Raw genomic sequence first — 16,312 nt, 5'->3', positions numbered from 1 at the left:
ATAATGAGTTCCAAGAGTAGCAACAACGGTAGCTGGAGTTTGCTCAAGGAAACGGCCCTTTCGGTTATCCCGGCACGTTCATATATGTCGGCTATAAAGCCGAACTCAAACATGGTAGATACAAAACAGAGCAACCGTCGGAAGTTCCTCAGAACAACGGGCGGCGTAATGAGTGTCGGACTCGCTACGTCGATGGCAGGCTGTTCAGCCCTCTCTGGCGGTGACGGCAATAACAGTGATAGTGGTAGCGAGGCAGACATCACAGGAAACATCAACATCGGTGACAGCCTCCAAGGAACAATCGAAGTCGTCGAACACGAGGATATCATCAACGAACAGACCAACCAAGTCGGAGCGTACGTCGAGATCGCGAACTCAGGCGACCAGAACCAATCACTGAACGTACTCGCGGAGTTCTTCAAGAACGGTGAGAAGGTCGGAGAAGACAAGGAAAATTCGGAGATGGTACCGACCGACAATAATGCCAAGCTCCGGCTCGGGATCGCAGGCACCCGAGACAATATCGACCGGTACGATATCACAATCGAGTCAGTATTCTGAGCCAGCAATCTCACAAGTAGCGAAAAAAACCGAAAACAGTGATAGGTCAGCTCAACGATTTCGGACTTCTCATAGAATTCTAAGACACGCTCGAAAGAGCATGTATAGGCGTTTTTTACCCTCCAAGTGAAGTGAGAGTCCAAATGAATAATACTTCCTGTAGTAGCCTTGCCGCGCTCGAAGACTCCGGCGCACAGTTCGTCTACAACGATACTGAAAGCATCCTTGAGAAAATCCTTGACGTCGACGCCGAGTATGACGACAAAGGTATGCCAGAGGGAACAGTCACAGTAAAGCCAGTCGCATGGAACGACAGTTTCGAGGTTGATGCAGAGGACTTCGACACTGATCTCCACAACAACACCCGGAACGTCATTGACTCCAGTGTGATCGAGAACGCCGAACAGATTCTCATCAACTTGGGGCTCAACAACCTCATCGAAGACAAGCGTGTACTCGGCCCAGCTCATGACTACAACCTTCACCACGGAGACGTCGATGAGGTGACCGAGGTTCGAGATCTCCTCGCTGCGGAACAGACTTATCAAGCAGGCGCAGTCGCAGAGTAACGCCCGGAGATGGAGAGTACAACTACAAGATCCGGGTCGGCGATACAGAACGCTGCCTTCTAACGAAACCGGTATTCGGGACTATGAGTTCAACATGAGGTACGGTGTCGACGAAGCGTCGCCTTTCGCTTACTATTTTATCGTGTGAGTTCGAGACGAACGTTCAGTCTTCTCTCAGCACTTTCAATACGACAATCGATTCGTAACAATGTCCCAACATACACTCGCTGGGTTCGGTACAGAACAGCGCGACCCATACGACCTTTCAGGGTACGACTGGTCGCTTAGCGGCGTAGATACCACCCCGCTCACGCACGGCCTTCACTACTATCCGGCGCGGATGATTCCGCAGATTCCCCACCAACTCATTAATCACTGGGAGGAGACGGGCCTTATCGAACCGGGCGAGGTAATCTATGATCCGTTCTGTGGGTCGGGAACGACCGTTACCGAAGCCCAACGTGCTGGCTACCACGGCGTCGGAACGGATATCAACCCATTCGCCTGCTTACTCGCGCGAACTAAGGCAAAACCTATCGACCCAGCCAAAATCGAAGCTGCCGCCCAGAGCATCTTCAGCGACTGGCACGTCCATCGTCGATTCATCCACGAGGGACACTCAGCTGGAAGTACATCTGAACCGACCACTGTAGCTAAAGGGTGGTTCCCAGAACCCCAAGTGTACGAACTCGATTCGATCACCCGACGACTTTCTGAAGGTCGCGGTGAGTGGGGCTTCGAGGTCATTAGGTTTCTCCGTATTTGCCTCGCGTCTATCGTCCGGGAAATAAGCTACCAGCAGAACGGCGAATTCAAACGCCAGCGGATTCCCGAATGCGACCGTGCAGACCACAACCCCGACGTGTGGGAGCTGTTCTGTGAAGCGGTCACGGATAACGTCGGTCGGATGGAACGCTACTACGAACAAGCAAGCGAACAGGGTAGTATCGACGTCCGACTTGCGGACTGTCGAAGCCCCACCGAGATCGTAACGAATTCCATCGATTCAGTCATCACGTCCCCTCCGTATGGCGACCACTCAACCACTGTCGCCTACGGACAATATTCGAGAGCACCAGCGCTCGCCGCGACCCCTCTCAACATCAAGACAATGCGGGACGTAGACCCAACTGGCCTTGGTGGCACTCGGAGCGGTGCGTTTACCGAGGTCGATGACGTGACGGTCTTTTCGACTGCACTCCGGAACACGCTCGAAGAGCTGGAATCTGTCGACGGACGTAGCGACGACGCCTTTGCGTTCTTTGCCGACTACTTCGAGGCGATCAACCAACTCGCTCGTGTCGTCAAAGAAGGACAGCCGGTCGCCCTCGTCGTTGGGAATCGAACGATGAGTAGGACGCCGATCCCGATGCACCTCATCACCGAAGATTTCTTATCTGCCATCGGGTTCACTCTCGAAACCACCGAACCACGATCAATACCGACCAAGACACTCCCGTGGGAAAATGCCCCTGAAAACGAAGCGGGGAATACTGGCGAACTAATGGCCGATGAATACATTATCGTCGGAACGGCTCCCGAACGAAGTTCGTCCAAATGGTGATTGCGGTAGCAGTGGTCGGGATGAGCCTAAAAGTCCCAGTCTAACAGCCGCCTTCAAATTTTACAGCGTCTCCTACCCCAACTCGTTCTGTCGCGTACCCGTTCGGGACTTCAAGAACATACTTCGCTTCTCCTGAGTAGTGGTATTTCGGCTCCTCTCCTGTTTCATCCGGGGCGGGTTTCTCTGCGCTGTGAATAGTCGTTATCTCACACGACGAGTTGAGGAATACAATATCGATTGAGAAGTTCATATCACGCATTACATATGTTCGTTCAGTAGTCTCGCCGTGGATGAACAACATCCCTTTGCCGACTGCCAGTGTATCGTGGTTACTCAATCCAGTCACCATCTCAGATTTGGTATTAGCGACCGAAGCGTCGACTGATCCGACAGAACTGCCGTCAGACTTGAGGGTGACATTGAGCATGTCCTCGTCCGCTAATTGTGACAGAGGGCTAAGCGCACCCACTACGCCAGCAAAGGCAAAAAGAACTACGAGAACGCCAAATGTATACACTTTCCAAGAGTAAGGATCATCCCTGATGAGGTCCATACACGTTTTAGCCGTGTGCTGCATTATAAGAATGTTCTAGTTGGAGTGGTTTTTAGCCAACCAAAGCGTGGGAATTGAGTATTAGAGGGGTGCTTCCGAATGAACACGGCAAATCAATTTGAATCTGAACCAGACGCAGTGGTCGTGCCAGGAACAACTACCAGCTCGCAGTTCCCGAACTCGACTCTCCCGTCATCGAACTGCTGAACAGTACAGAATCACGAGAGTATGTCCGAATAATGCCCAGCACGGGCCAATACTTAGTCGCGTATCAGCCGACCCCAGACGCAGAGTGGGAAACGATCTCGAAGACGGCCTCTATGCAAGAGGCCATCAAGAAAGCGGCCTACGTATGTGAGTTCGATGTCGAGATGGTCGAGGACAGCCAGACCGAGCTCAAGCAGACCTATCTACGCCCAGGTCGTGAAGGCGGTATCGCAGTTCGGTCGCGGAACTATTTCCCGATTCACCTCACCCAGACAGCAACCGGACCGCACCGTTCGGGTAACGAAGTTCTTATCGAAGCCCCGGACGAGCAAGACCGAGCCATCTTCGGGAAGCCAGCGTTTGCGATGAAGACCCGGACGAGCCGGTCAGAGCAGTGGCGGACCTTCCACACGGTACACGATCCCATGAACCCATCTGAGGTACTCACCGTTCTCAACAACATCACGAACGTCGACGTCTGGACACCAAGGACATCCTCTCCCTCGGTGAGTTCGTTGAGAAATCCACCAGACCGTCGTCGATATGATTCAGATGCGCCGTAGACACCACTGAGGGGACCAGATATCCTCGCGTTGCGCCTCCAGAGGGCAAAACATCAAGTGCCAGTACGGAAGACCATAACTATGGCCGCTTCCTCAGAGTCGAATCCCAGCGAGGAGACAGAATTGGGGGTACATACGCCGCCCCTCAAGCAATGCTCTTGCAGTGCCTGTGACTCGTACTTTAGCGAGCAGACAACCATCGAAACTGCAAAAACTGTCGTCTCCCACTGGAACGACGAGCACGCGAACATCCTCACGAACAGTTTCACGCCGTTCACTACTGAGGAGGTCGAACGTCACGCACTCACAGAAGGACTATCGCAAGCCCGAGAGCAACACCTCTTTATTACGGTTTACGATGTGCTCGATACCGATGGTGCGGACGCGCTCAGTAAGTCGTTCGTCGAAGACCTCAGGTACGAAGATATTTGCGTCGCGTGTGGCACCTCGATTTTCGATCTAGAAGACGTCAGCTACGAGGAGTTACCATCCGAGAAGCCGTTCAACCGACATATCTGCGATGCCTGCTCTGCGAGGCGGAAGCTCAAACGTCGAAAGCAAAACAACAAGCAACTCGACGAGTGGAAAGTTGACGAATAGGAAATCATCCCGTTTGGGGAAGGGGAAGGTTTTCGCTTGGAAAGATAGTACGAGTCTATTTTTATTCGCCCACGGGGGTAGAGCAGGTTTCAACTAATGCCATACTTAGCCCCATATCGACACGAGCTTCGAGACATAGTCAAGCCTCTCGCAGAGGTGATCACTGGCACGCAAACACTTTCGACCGAACGGCGATTCGACAGCATCCTTGACGAAATCGAGAAACTCCTCCAAACAGGCAATATCCCGAAGGGGACAGCAGAGGAGGAGTACACCACAGTCGTCGCTGCTTGTCGCGAGAACCCACATGAGATGAATGATAAAGAAATCGCACGCGCCATTACTGCTGTAACCGCCGCAACCAAGACCGATATTCTAGGCGCACTCTACCAGCTCACTGGACGGACTGCTGAGGACAACTTCAACCAGTATTTCACGCCTCCGAATGTCGCGGATGCTCTCCACGGGGTCGGTGAAACCACGAGAGACTATTTCGAAAACCCGGAGCCGACAGTAGAAAACGTGTCTGGTCAGTCCGCTCTCGGAATGTTTGCTCGCGAGGAGACAAAATCAGCGCGTACAGACGGCGGTCAGGTTGACAGCCACAACACTGAGTCGACGGTACTCTTCGATCCAGCGTGTGGAAGTGGCCGATTGCTGTTAGCAGCTGCTCGAGGAACAGAGAATGCTGTCTGTCTTGGGTGGGATATCGAACGGACTGCAGCCCGAATGACCGCGCTCACGCTCAGTCTCGTTGGCATCCCCGGCTGGGTCATCGGTGGGAACGCGCTGACGATGGGGATTCGAGAGATATATCGCATCGGAGCAGACGACGAGAACACACCCCAGTGTTTCCGGAGTATGCGACCAGAAGAGGCCCCAGAAATGCCGAAAACGCAAGGTTACAATTCCGATGCCAAGGCGGATAACACTGCCTTCATTCCTCATGAAGAACTCTCCTCCCCCGCCAACAACGTTGACGACTGTTTTACCGAAATTGAGCGCGTCCTCCGGCATGGCGTCGACCAGACCGTCGTGAACCCTCCGTTCGACAGATGTGATCTCAACGAGAACGCCATCGGCCCACTCTCTCTCAGCCGATTCGATACCGCTCACCGGACAGTCGGGGACCACAGTACGAAAACCAAAAGCTCGCAGCGATACGAGTGGCTCTTCCTTGAGCACGCCCTGAGCTACACGCTCCCCTCGGGTGCAGTCTCACTCATAACCCCGACATCGATGCTGGGGAACCCAACCGAAAAAAGCGAGCGCCAGTGGTTAATGCATCAAGCATACCTAGATGCGAGTATCGAACTCCCTCCAACAACATTCGCCCCAGAAACGACAACCGGCACCAGCATCATCACGTTCATTCCCCGACAGACAGATGCCGTAGACCTGAACGTCGACTATCAAATCTTCATGGCCATCGCGGAAGAAGTCGGCCAAAATAAAGACGGTACCAGACTCTCCTACACAGACGACGCGGGAACGATCACACTCGATACTGAGTCGCTTCCACGCTACTATCGAGGCCACAGGTGGCTTGGCCATGACACTATCACGCTGCCGGACGACGACCTCTACGACGTTCTCAAGGAGCACCGTGATATGCGTAAAAAGGAACCTGAACCTGCATAAATCACAGATTAGCCAGTAAACGCTTAACCAGATGTTCAGGTAGTTGCTTGTCTGTTTTTGCTCTCCATAAGCTGATAGAGACGTAGATTATAAGATGAGCCACAGCCAGAAGCCGCTGAGTGCGTCTGACAGTGAACAACCCAATATGATTCGGCGAATTATCGATCGGCTACCCGGTAGCGAAGACATTCATAAACAGTTGAAATACACGTCAACTGGAGGTGGCGAGTAATGTTCCCTTCTCCCCTTTTCGCGTTCGCCAGCTTCATTTACAGTCGAGTAACCGGCGCACCCTCGTTGTTCAAGTACGTCATCGCAGTCTACTTTTTCTGGCTCTCTCTCCCTGTTCTACTGGGCGCAAGCAACCCGATCACCCAGACCATTGTTTCCTCCATCGTAATCTATGTCGTGTACACGCTCAAGCAAGAGCAGAAGGAGCGGAGATAGCCACCTTATCCGGTTCACATCAATTTTGAGTGTAGTTCCAATTTGAGTCCTCCCGTAGATCCCGTCTCGCCGCAAGCTGAAAGAAAAGCACTAATCAATAGTTCTAGGTGAGCGGAATAGTCATCCCACTGTTGAGTCGCAAAAAGAAAGCGCTGATCTACAGCGTAACGGCGGAGTTGCCAGACAGAGTCTCCGGAACAACAAGGCGGGCAGTCGAAGTACCGCCAGACTGTGTGTTCAGGCGAAGCGTTGCCGTCTCACCTTCTCCAAGCCCGCTGCCACCATGAATCTTGGTCACATCAAAAGTCAGCGCTGCGCGATCTGACGGTTCATCTAGCACTTGACTACTCGAAATCGAAGAGCCGTCATCATCTTGGATGGGCTCGACTGAGTAATGGTCACTCGCAGTCGTATCTGGGTTATCCTCGTCGACGGTCAGATCGTACGAGCCACTTGAGTCGACCCACTGCCCAATCGTACTTCCGATGTCGATGTTTGCTGAACCGGGTGCTTTCTTGACTGTGAGTCTGACCTTATCCACTTCATTATCGTCTTGGTCGATAGTCGTCCCGACTGCACTCACAACTTCAAGCCGGTTCGTCACTTGGTCACTACTCTGTTGTCCAGTTTCTTCAGCACTGCTCTGGAGGAAGCCAGCCGTGTTGATTAGGACGCCCGCAGCGATTGCCGCCACCAGCACCATCGCGATGAACACGATCAGGGTACCGATACCGACCTGTCCGCGGTCGTCGTCATTCATAATTTTCGTGAACATAGGTAATTACGGGTCTGTCTGACCCTACTGTAACACATTATTCCGCCCATAATAAGTATTACTAAAAAATATCAAATCTGATAATAGAAATCTCGAAGACCCCCTCTGATGGTGATTTGTAGATATTATCATCTGACAGCATCGGTCAATAGCTGGGTTTGGGAGGTCCGCCACGTAGCTCACACAAGCGAAGAAAACGGAGCGTCCCGTTCTTACCTAACATTTAGAAGAGGGCGTGGAGTAGTTTGGTAAGACTGGGTTAGTTTGTATCCTCCGAAGAGGACAAGAGAGACTATTGATGAAGTCGAAAAAGAGTCAAGATCAACCAGAGGCGAGCACTGTCATCCAATCGCTTCGAGAGCAGCGAGAAGCTTGTACCGTTGGATACGGAGAGCGCTTCCCAGAGTCCGATGTACCCGAGCTCGTTGTCGAAGACAATAACTCCGCGACAGGCATCCGACACGTAAACCAATCTTCGGAGGTCGCGTACGACATCACGACTTTTGGGGCTGGCGTCCTCGGCGTCAAACGGTTCCTTTCCGTCCTCCAAGCGGCTGGTCTCGACCCTTGTTGCGACTATATCCGCCTTTACCGTGACTTAGGGCGCGGAGTCGATACCGACTACCAGGACCACTTCCTCCACGCGTGGATCAACGATGACATCCTCGTGGCGTGTTCAAATAATCCGGTAACAGGCGAGGGTTGTTCGAAAAACCATTGTGGGCAGAAAGGGAAAGCGGGGTACATTGGCGTCGGTGGAGATGAACAGCTCGTCGAAAAGACCACGAGTAGGATCGATGCGTACTCAAATAGCAAAGGCAAGCGAGAGGGAAGGTTGTTCTTCTGATGGGTGACACTGGTCAAGCTGCTCGCAAGTATTTATGCGATGGGTGAGAACCAATGGATCGAAAAGGATGTCTGGTGAGCCACGCGATGTAATTCAGCAGCGTGAACCCAAGCGGGAACCCCGTCCCCAAGACGAAGGAGGGACGTACTACTGTTATTCCGAAGATTGCAAGCAAGAGGCAGATATCGCGCAGCCACGACGGATTGCGTCAACGGGATTAGACCCGATTGAAACCGTCGTAACATTCTGCCTCAAGCATCACTGTGCGTGGAAGACGCTCAGGGAGACAAGAGATCCGCTCTCTGAAAGCGTTGAGATCGAAAAAGAGCTTTCCGAAGACTACGGAGACATGGGATGGAACACAGCGCGGTTGTATCCTCGCCTGCTCGCGAACATCGTTCTGTTCGATGACCCGCGCGGCAGTGACCCAACGGGTGATGACAGCCCGCTCGGGGACATCTTCAAGCACGCTGGAGAACGCGGAGAGGACCTCTGTGAGAAACTAGAAACGCAGATAGATGAACAGCTACGGGCGTTCGACTACCCTGACATGGAGGACAAGAGCGAGGAGACAGACCCGACCCAAGAGACCACATTCGAGGATTTTAACGATGACTGACCATGTTATAGGTATCACAGCGTGCAGCAAATCCAAGAGAGGAGGCCCCGACTCAGTAGAAACGTTTCCGGCGAGATATCTTTATGACTCTTGGCTGTTCGACGGGCGAGTCGCCGCCCTGGAAGCAAACTGTGACCGGTGGTGCATCATGTCCGCGAAACATGGCTACGTCGAGCCCAATGATGAAATCGCATGGTACGACCAAAAAATGAGTGACCTTCCAGAAGAAGAGCAGCGTAAGCGTGCCGAGGACGTTGCCCGAAACGTCACAGAAGCCGACCGCGTGATGATTCTGATGGGACGGAACTATGCCGAACCGCTCAAGTCGGCTCTCCCCGACAGCATCGAAGTCAAGGACCCCTTGGAGGGGGTTGGGCTGTTCGGCCAGCGAAAAGAATTGGACGACCTTGCTAAATCAAAAAGGCCCACAAGTCAAACGACGTTCGATGAGGTTAGTGAGAGTGAAAAGTGAGCGAACAGACGAGAATAGCCCCGGAAAGAACAGTCAACGGCGATATCAAGCATAACGAATGAAGAGGGATCCCAGACGCATCCTCCAAGAGTCAACCCTTCCGGAGCGGGACGATAGCAATAAAAACTAACAACTGGATTAAATTTGATACAATCAGTCCGTGTTATTACCAGAAGACACTAATTCAGCAAGTTAGGAACCAAGTGACCGGCAAAACGTAATCAAAGAGCCAGCAGCCTCTCAGAGAGCCTCAGGTATCGACCAAAGGATAACAGAGCCTACTCCCATCCCCAGTGAAACATCGTTACTGTGTTTCAGACCAACTGGAACAACCACCGAAACTGATAAGCAGGTACAACAATCTGTTTCAACCAGACCCATGACAGCCGGCTTGTTAGCTCATAGTATGATGTCCGCCCCCATCCCGCTGTTCCTCGGAGGATTGTTGAGTCCGCTTCAAATCTTCCTGATGGTACTATTCCTGTTCTCATCAGGATTGATCTTCACGGTCGTGAGAAAGGAGTTGTCAACTACAGGCGCAATCGGCATAGCCGGCGGGCTGTGGCTCATCAGTTTCACGATGACGTTCTTCATGCTGTAAAGACAGTAGCGTCATCAGCCGCGTCAAATATTTTTACCCCTCAAGTGGGAGACAGAAGAGAGTTAGAGAGGCAGCTGCGGCTACCCTATCACAGAACAACCATGTCAACCGACCCTCGCCGCAACGACGGACATCTGTTCAGTACTGACTATCTACTCACACCGAACCGGAAAGTAGCAGAGTCAATTCTCTGGCCGGTGCCTGTTCTCAACCAGTGTGCGAACTCCAGCATCGAACTCAATGGGCTCGAAGTTAGCCCCGGTGACGTCCTCGAACTCATCTCGGAGAAGCGCGAAGAGTTTCTTTTAGCCGTAGCGACCGTTAGCGACAGTACGCGCCGTACTCCAACAGGATACACCGGTCTGGTTTGTTATTCTACGAATACAGAGTTATTCCAACACCTCCACCGACACAATTGTCGAGTGGCGGCACCGACGGAAGTTATCCCAAATCAGCATAAACCGGATTCCGAGAACGAAAACAATCAAATCCTCGTTCACAACGAACACGCCTATGCTGTCCATAGTGACGTGGTAGATCCGCTGGACGACAATCCGGTCGCGTCTGTCTCATTCGTTCAGGAGTCGCCCGTCGTAGGCGAGTACACGCAATCGCGACCAGAAGGCTACTATCCCTACAGCAGCCCACCAAACCCGATGTCTCCCAGCTATCCGAGCGGGACTTACAGCGTCGACGCAGATGCTATTCTCGGCATTAACGACATCAAGGATGAACTCTTCCACGGGGACGCAGTTGAGGTCCTCAAGAGGATTCCTGACGAAGCGTTCCATGGCTGGGTAACAAGTCCGCCGTATCCTCATTCTCAACGTGACTACGGTGTAGACGGGCAGATTGGTATTGAGTCTACGGCTGGAAAGTATTTAGAGAACCTCTTGAGCGTAATTCTACAAGCGATGCGAGTCACGCGGCCAGACGGAACTGGTTGGGTGATCGTCGACGACGCAATCTGTAACGGGGAGTACATCGGAGTGCCCGATCGTTTGGTGGCCCAGTTGAAAGAAGAGGGCTTCAAAGTGTTTCACAACGGCCCTTGGGTGAAAACGGGCAGGAAGCCTGACCCGGCCCCCAATCGGTTTGCGCATACTCACGAGCGCGTCATCGGCATCGCGAAGTCAGACGACTACATCTTTGACCGGCGAGCAGTCGAAGACCAGTCAGATGTTCTATCCCTTCCAACAAGCGCAGAGAGCAAGTTCGATACGCCCGATGTCGAAGGGGTTTCACACGACGCAATGTTCTCTATCGAGTTAGCGAGCCATCTGATTACGGCGTCAATTCCCAAACACATCTGCCCAAAGTGCCGATCGCCGCTATCGCCTCAGTATGAGGTCACAGACATCCTCGACCTCAAGGAGAATCGCCACAAAGAGCGCGTACTGGATGCGTTCCACCGAACACCAGAAATGACACGAAAACATGCGAGAGCGTGTCGATCAGTCGGGCTCTGTGATGCAGGACAGGGCGCTCGTACGCAATCAGGAACTGGCCGGAACAGCAACCGGGTCCAACAGCTCGTCAACGAAGTTCGGGAGTCAGATTTCCCCTCCTCCTATATCCGTGAATTCAGTTACGCCAAGAAGCACCTCACGGGTTACAGACAGACATGCGAGTGTTCTGACGTTGACATCGGCGAAAACACCATCGGCGGACTTGTTCTCGACCCCTTCGTCGGGAGTGGGACAACGTGTTCAGCAGCAATCCGCCACGGTCGCCACTACACCGGTATCGATCTCAACGAAGACTACATTGATCTCACGACTAAACGGCTTTCTTCCGGTGTTGACTCTTCATTGTCAGAGTTCTTCTAATAGGGTTCGTAGTACCGAAGAACTAAATCGATAACAGGAAATATAATAATCGCAGCACACCACCCGAAAGACCATGAACGAGCAAATGGGAGCGGCCAGCAACAGAACCGAAACAAGTACGGACGATATAAAAGACTACAACCAGTGTTTGGCATATATAGGCGACTACGAGTGCGACGGAGACGTTGCAGGATTATACAACGGTCTCCCACTCTGTAGACACCACCTCGACAAAACGGACATTTACGACTATCCTCGCATCAGATAGTATGCCGTCAGGATTTTATTACCACACCGAAGAATTCGACACTGACGAATTCGCCAGCAAGTGCTCCGACCGTCTGGAAGACCTCCCGCAAAATCCGGATGATGCTGCCCTACGAACGAAGAAAGCAGTCGATCCACAGGACTTCTTCGACTCAAATCTCACAGCAGACTGGAAAGCAGCGAACTACGGAGACAATATCGTCGAATTCGATGTTCCGTACACCGAACTGAACGACGAGAGCAGAGAACGGGAAATGGAGGTTCTGTCCACCAGTTACGGTCAGTTCTTCATTGTCGAGTTAGACGTTCATGCCGACGGCGAACAGCACAAATGTAGTGCCCTTATCGAGATCCGTGGCCGTGCGCAGGAAGGCAAAACCGAATTCTTCATTCAAGAGCTTATCAGCGGTGAAGCAGGCGTTTAAACAAGCAGGGTCCGAGCATCCCCAGCATGAAAGTGTCTGAACACGACCCCATCCAGATCGGAGGCAAAGAAATTCCAGCAAAGTACGCAGACACGACACTATCGCGGGCACGCGGGCATATGTTCAGGACCACCACCCCGACTATGCGCTCGTGTTTCCGTTCGGCGACGTAGGTTGACACTCGTTGCATATGCTGTTCGTTCCTTTCCCACTCGACGCTGTCTACATGATCGATGGGGCAGTGGAGAAAGTATCCACGATGAGGCCGATGATCGACTTCTCCCTTGGAAAAGCCGATGCAGTAATCGAACTCCCCTCTGGAGAATACGACATCTCTGAGGGTGACGAAGTGCGAAGAGGCATGAGCGGTACCTGAGCACAGACAGATCTCTGGAAGACTACACTCCCAGCAAATTCAGAGGCCCCATTATCGGCTACCGTCATACACTACTCTCAAGAATCACCGTATAAGGGGGAGAGAGTCGGTGATTCTTTTGGTGCTACAGTGAACAGCCGTTCGCTTATTACACGATTCTTTCCTCTATTTCCGGCGTCACGTACGCGGAAACGCACCGACCATATGAGTCGGCACCTAAGCGATTTTGGCGTTCGCCCAACACGCAATTTAATCAATGACGGTAGCAATAAAATAGTTTTTGGCCGATCCACTGCGATTCAGTCTATTTCGCGGTGCGGGTAAGGAGATGTATTTATCCATCATGGGAAAAATAAGAGTATGAACGGCGGTCAAATCCATTATTGAATTGAGGGGCGCGTTTGAACGTTCAACTTCGAGCTACCGGAAAGTCCCCTGGCTATCATCCACAGAAATGATGTCCGGTCATGGGCCAGTCTATCTCATCGAACTGCTACAGTCTCAAAGACGATCTGAGGTACATCTTTAGTCCTCCGCCACAGAAAGGGTAGTATCGAGAGCAAAATATGATCCCTTGTATCCCTGAACACATTGGCGAAGCCCGTTGTCCCGGGTGCGGAGAGAACCACAAAGAGTACGGCACTCTCCCAAACCGTGCCTTGTCCCCTATTGACTTAGACGATATTCTTGGAATCGACTCCATCGATTCGTTGATGCCGATTTTCAAGGTCCAAGGAAAAGACGAAGAAGGGTACTATATGCAGGTAGTGCCCGCACTCGTCATCGTTTCAGGTGATACTGTTCGGATCGTTTGGTTCAACCCGAATACCGACAACGGGTGGATCAATGTTCGAACAGAAACAGACGTCGAACAGCCAGAGTTGCTTGCAGAAGAGCTCGGCCTGACCCTTCGTGAGAGCGCAATGCAGGAGGCCGAAATTGAGGGGATGAAAGTCATAAAGGATAGACCTGCAGCCTGAGTGACTGTGGGGTTTTTCCCCTTCCTATGAGAAGTGAAGGAATATAGGTAGGTTCGCTGAATCACCAGCCGAACTTGACCGCATAAGAAGCCAGCTAGGACACAGCAAGATACCGCATTCCAGACCAGCTATGATACACCCACCGGACCTCAACATCTCGCCAGAAAACAAAGCAATTCTCGCTGAACTGATGGACGCCCACGGCTACGATGGACTGAAAAAGACGCAAGCATTCGCCTTCGAGAACGGCATCCTCAACGACGGAAACGACCTGCTCATCGCAGAAACAGGGAACGGAAAGACCCTCACTGCAGAAGGTGTCGTCAAGAAACACCTCAACCAAGGAAACCGAGTCGCGTACCTCGTCCCATCAGTTCAGCTGGTGTGGGCAAAGAAAGAATCCCTCCAAGAATGGGCCGGAGACTACTCTGTCTACTCTGGCCACGGGAAGTACCGCACCGCAGATATCGCGGTAGGCACGTTCGACTCGTTCTACCAAGCAATTCTCCAAGGCGCAGAAGGCGCGCGGTCGCTCGATGCCATCATTCTTGACGACTTCCACGAACTCTACTCAGACTTCAGAGGGACGGCGATTGAATTGAGCATTTCAGCCGCACTCTACGAGGATATCGACATCTACGGCATCTCTGCGACCCTCGGGAATCCTGACGAGCTTGGGAAGTGGATGAACGCTGACCCACACATCAGTCCGGAAGACCGCCAAGTTCCCATCAAGGAACACGCCGTCGACAGCAGTACCAGCTCAACGAAAGAGAAGATAATCGACGTGATCAAGCAGAATCCGGACAAAGGTCCGTATCTCGTATTCTGCTTCGCAAAGTCATGGACGGAATCTCGAGCGAAAGGAATCGCAGAATCCAACCTGTTCGATGGTCCATCTGACCGAAATCTCCGTAAGGAACTCTCCGACCGCGTCGACGGGATGCTAACTGAGACTCATCGTGAGATTCTCAAAATGCTCCAAGCAGGCGTTGCCTATATCCACGCCGACCTACCTGGAAGCGTCAAGCAGTATATTCTCGAACTGTATGAAGAGGGCGAACTACAAGCACTCACAACGACCACGAGTCTGGCATACGGTTTCGACAGCCCAGTCCAGTCAGTTATAGTTGCAGACATCACTCGCCGTGGTGAATACGTGGGCGTATACGAATATGTGCAGTGGGCAGGACGTGCCGCCCGCCCTCGTTTTGACTACCCGTGTGGACACTGTTTCGTCTTGACCGACAGTCCAGACGAGACTGCAGAGCGCTTCTTCACCCCCCACCGTGAACTTGAGGACGTTCAGACGCACATCGACGACGAAAGCGAGTTCCGATGGCTGGTTCTGGAACTTATCGCAAACGGTTGGTCGTCGACATACGAACTAGAGGACTTCATCGAGCACACATTGTACTACGAGCAGATGAACGAGGAGTCAGCGTGGGGGCAGAGTCCGAAGCCGAAAGACGAACGGTTGAAAGAGCGCCTAGAAGAGACAACACAGTGGCTGGCCGACGAAGGATTCATTGATGAGAGCGACACATGGGATGCATTCAATACCACAGCACTCGGTGAAGGCGCTGTCGGGTTTAAGTATAACTCATTTGTCGACGCAAGTCTCATCAGCATCAAGAGTTTCTACAACTGGGTAGAAGAGACAGACCACGAGGACATTCGGCAACTAGACTATCTCCACCGAACCATCGCAAACTTCGATGTGCAACTCGCAGCCAGTACCGTCGACGGGCCGCTAGAATCAGTCATCAGAAACCACGGATACGATCTCAACGAACCCGGCATCACAGCAGGAGTCATCCGCTGGTACTGGATGCGGAACTACTCAACCGAAGAAATCGAAGAACAGACCGGTATCGACCCGACTTACCTACCAGGGCTTGCGAGCAAGTTGAGCGATACGCTCATGGCAACCAAATATGTGGTCAAAGCAGCACCAAACGCGCGCCTTCCGGAGTGGCACGAGAGTCTCGTATATCGTGCAGACAAGGGCGTCTGTGAAGATGCCGTCCCAGTCGTATCCGAAATCAACGCGATGGGACGCGCTCGTATTCGGTTCCTCCGGACGTATCTCGAACAGATGTCCCGACAGACGCTCGACATTTCGCCTGATTCTGACCTTTGGGAGCTTCTCGCCGCCTTCCGAGAGCATTGTGGCAACGAGGGCAAATTTGAGGACGTGCTCAAAGAACAAGTCGCGATGGTCGGAAAAGTGACCGCTCGCAACATCAACTCGTTCATCGAAGATGCGAATATCTCCGAGACAGACCTTTCAACCGAAGAAGAGCACGCACTATCGGTAGATGCTACGAGTGGGGCTCGGACATCTGATAAAAGTTTATCCCCCGAATCAACGCGGCCAACCAGTCTCAGAGACTTCTAACCGCATCGTTTCCTA

At 52.4% G+C, this 16,312-nt stretch carries 18 protein-coding genes; 16 read left to right on the top strand and 2 right to left on the bottom strand.

What is annotated here, in order from left to right:
- The first annotated feature begins 111 nt into the window (after nt 1-111).
- The 3 genes from ACYJ11_RS18965 to ACYJ11_RS18955 all read left to right on the top strand — a co-directional run bounded on the left by ACYJ11_RS18965 (nt 112) and on the right by ACYJ11_RS18955 (nt 2,694).
- The gene (locus ACYJ11_RS18965; protein WP_461649007.1) at nt 112-561 is read left to right on the top strand and encodes a hypothetical protein; all 450 of its coding nucleotides are present in this window, start codon (nt 112-114) and stop codon (nt 559-561) included.
- A gap of 143 nt (nt 562-704) precedes the next feature.
- Nucleotides 705-1,130 (top strand): hypothetical protein, encoded by a 426-nt coding sequence (locus ACYJ11_RS18960; protein ID WP_461649006.1) that lies wholly within the window; start codon nt 705-707, stop codon nt 1,128-1,130.
- Nucleotides 1,131-1,338: 208 nt separating this feature from the next.
- Nucleotides 1,339-2,694 carry a DNA methyltransferase gene (locus ACYJ11_RS18955; RefSeq protein ID WP_461649005.1) on the top strand — a complete coding sequence of 452 codons (1,356 nt, stop codon included), beginning with the start codon at nt 1,339-1,341 and terminating at the stop codon, nt 2,692-2,694.
- A 40-nt stretch (nt 2,695-2,734) separates the two neighbouring features.
- Here the strand turns inward: ACYJ11_RS18955 and ACYJ11_RS18950 are convergent, their stop codons facing one another.
- Nucleotides 2,735-3,247 (bottom strand): DUF192 domain-containing protein, encoded by a 513-nt coding sequence (locus ACYJ11_RS18950; protein ID WP_461649004.1) that lies wholly within the window; start codon nt 3,245-3,247, stop codon nt 2,735-2,737.
- Between the two features lie 320 nt (nt 3,248-3,567).
- On the opposite strand from ACYJ11_RS18950, the gene ACYJ11_RS18945 reads away from it, so the two are divergent.
- From ACYJ11_RS18945 to ACYJ11_RS18930, 4 genes are all read left to right on the top strand, one after another.
- Nucleotides 3,568-4,017 (top strand): hypothetical protein, encoded by a 450-nt coding sequence (locus ACYJ11_RS18945; RefSeq protein WP_461649003.1) that lies wholly within the window; start codon nt 3,568-3,570, stop codon nt 4,015-4,017.
- An 81-nt stretch (nt 4,018-4,098) separates the two neighbouring features.
- Nucleotides 4,099-4,617, top strand: coding sequence for a hypothetical protein (locus ACYJ11_RS18940; RefSeq protein WP_461649002.1), 519 nt, complete (start codon nt 4,099-4,101; stop codon nt 4,615-4,617).
- A 96-nt stretch (nt 4,618-4,713) separates the two neighbouring features.
- Nucleotides 4,714-6,258 carry an N-6 DNA methylase gene (locus ACYJ11_RS18935; protein WP_461649001.1) on the top strand — a complete coding sequence of 515 codons (1,545 nt, stop codon included), beginning with the start codon at nt 4,714-4,716 and terminating at the stop codon, nt 6,256-6,258.
- A gap of 231 nt (nt 6,259-6,489) precedes the next feature.
- On the top strand, nt 6,490-6,705 hold the full coding sequence (locus tag ACYJ11_RS18930; protein WP_461649000.1) for a hypothetical protein: 216 nt from the start codon (nt 6,490-6,492) through the stop codon (nt 6,703-6,705).
- Between the two features lie 157 nt (nt 6,706-6,862).
- On the opposite strand, the gene ACYJ11_RS18925 is transcribed toward ACYJ11_RS18930, so the two are convergent.
- A complete protein-coding gene (locus ACYJ11_RS18925; protein ID WP_461648999.1) occupies nt 6,863-7,480 on the bottom strand; it encodes an archaellin/type IV pilin N-terminal domain-containing protein in 618 nt (205 codons plus the stop codon).
- A 298-nt stretch (nt 7,481-7,778) separates the two neighbouring features.
- Between ACYJ11_RS18925 and ACYJ11_RS18920 the strand changes: the two genes are divergently transcribed.
- The 9 genes from ACYJ11_RS18920 (at nt 7,779) to ACYJ11_RS18880 (ending at nt 16,297) form a co-directional block, all read left to right on the top strand.
- A complete protein-coding gene (locus tag ACYJ11_RS18920) occupies nt 7,779-8,327 on the top strand; it encodes a hypothetical protein (protein ID WP_461648998.1) in 549 nt (182 codons plus the stop codon).
- 349 nt (nt 8,328-8,676) lie between these two features.
- A complete protein-coding gene (locus ACYJ11_RS18915; protein WP_461648997.1) occupies nt 8,677-8,946 on the top strand; it encodes a hypothetical protein in 270 nt (89 codons plus the stop codon).
- Nucleotides 8,939-9,418 carry a DUF6884 domain-containing protein gene (locus ACYJ11_RS18910; RefSeq protein ID WP_461648996.1) on the top strand — a complete coding sequence of 160 codons (480 nt, stop codon included), beginning with the start codon at nt 8,939-8,941 and terminating at the stop codon, nt 9,416-9,418. Before ACYJ11_RS18915 ends, ACYJ11_RS18910 begins: the two co-directional genes overlap by 8 nt.
- Before the next feature lie 406 nt (nt 9,419-9,824).
- On the top strand, nt 9,825-10,019 hold the full coding sequence (locus ACYJ11_RS18905) for a hypothetical protein (protein ID WP_461648995.1): 195 nt from the start codon (nt 9,825-9,827) through the stop codon (nt 10,017-10,019).
- Nucleotides 10,020-10,441: 422 nt separating this feature from the next.
- Nucleotides 10,442-11,848 carry a DNA-methyltransferase gene (locus ACYJ11_RS18900; RefSeq protein ID WP_461648994.1) on the top strand — a complete coding sequence of 469 codons (1,407 nt, stop codon included), beginning with the start codon at nt 10,442-10,444 and terminating at the stop codon, nt 11,846-11,848.
- A gap of 269 nt (nt 11,849-12,117) precedes the next feature.
- The gene (locus ACYJ11_RS18895) at nt 12,118-12,540 is read left to right on the top strand and encodes a hypothetical protein (RefSeq protein ID WP_461648993.1); all 423 of its coding nucleotides are present in this window, start codon (nt 12,118-12,120) and stop codon (nt 12,538-12,540) included.
- 190 nt (nt 12,541-12,730) lie between these two features.
- Nucleotides 12,731-12,916: a DUF192 domain-containing protein gene (locus tag ACYJ11_RS18890; protein ID WP_461648992.1), complete on the top strand. Its 186-nt coding sequence runs from the start codon at nt 12,731-12,733 to the stop codon at nt 12,914-12,916.
- Nucleotides 12,917-13,482: 566 nt separating this feature from the next.
- Entirely contained in the window at nt 13,483-13,896 is a 414-nt protein-coding gene (locus tag ACYJ11_RS18885) for a hypothetical protein (RefSeq protein ID WP_461648991.1), read from the top strand.
- 130 nt (nt 13,897-14,026) lie between these two features.
- Nucleotides 14,027-16,297: a DEAD/DEAH box helicase gene (locus tag ACYJ11_RS18880; RefSeq protein ID WP_461648990.1), complete on the top strand. Its 2,271-nt coding sequence runs from the start codon at nt 14,027-14,029 to the stop codon at nt 16,295-16,297.
- Nucleotides 16,298-16,312 lie beyond the last annotated feature (15 nt).

It is taken from the genome of Haloarcula sp. H-GB5 (assembly GCF_054850705.1).
Note: the sequence above shows the minus strand (reverse complement) of the source record. Positions and strands in the feature narration are given on the sequence as shown.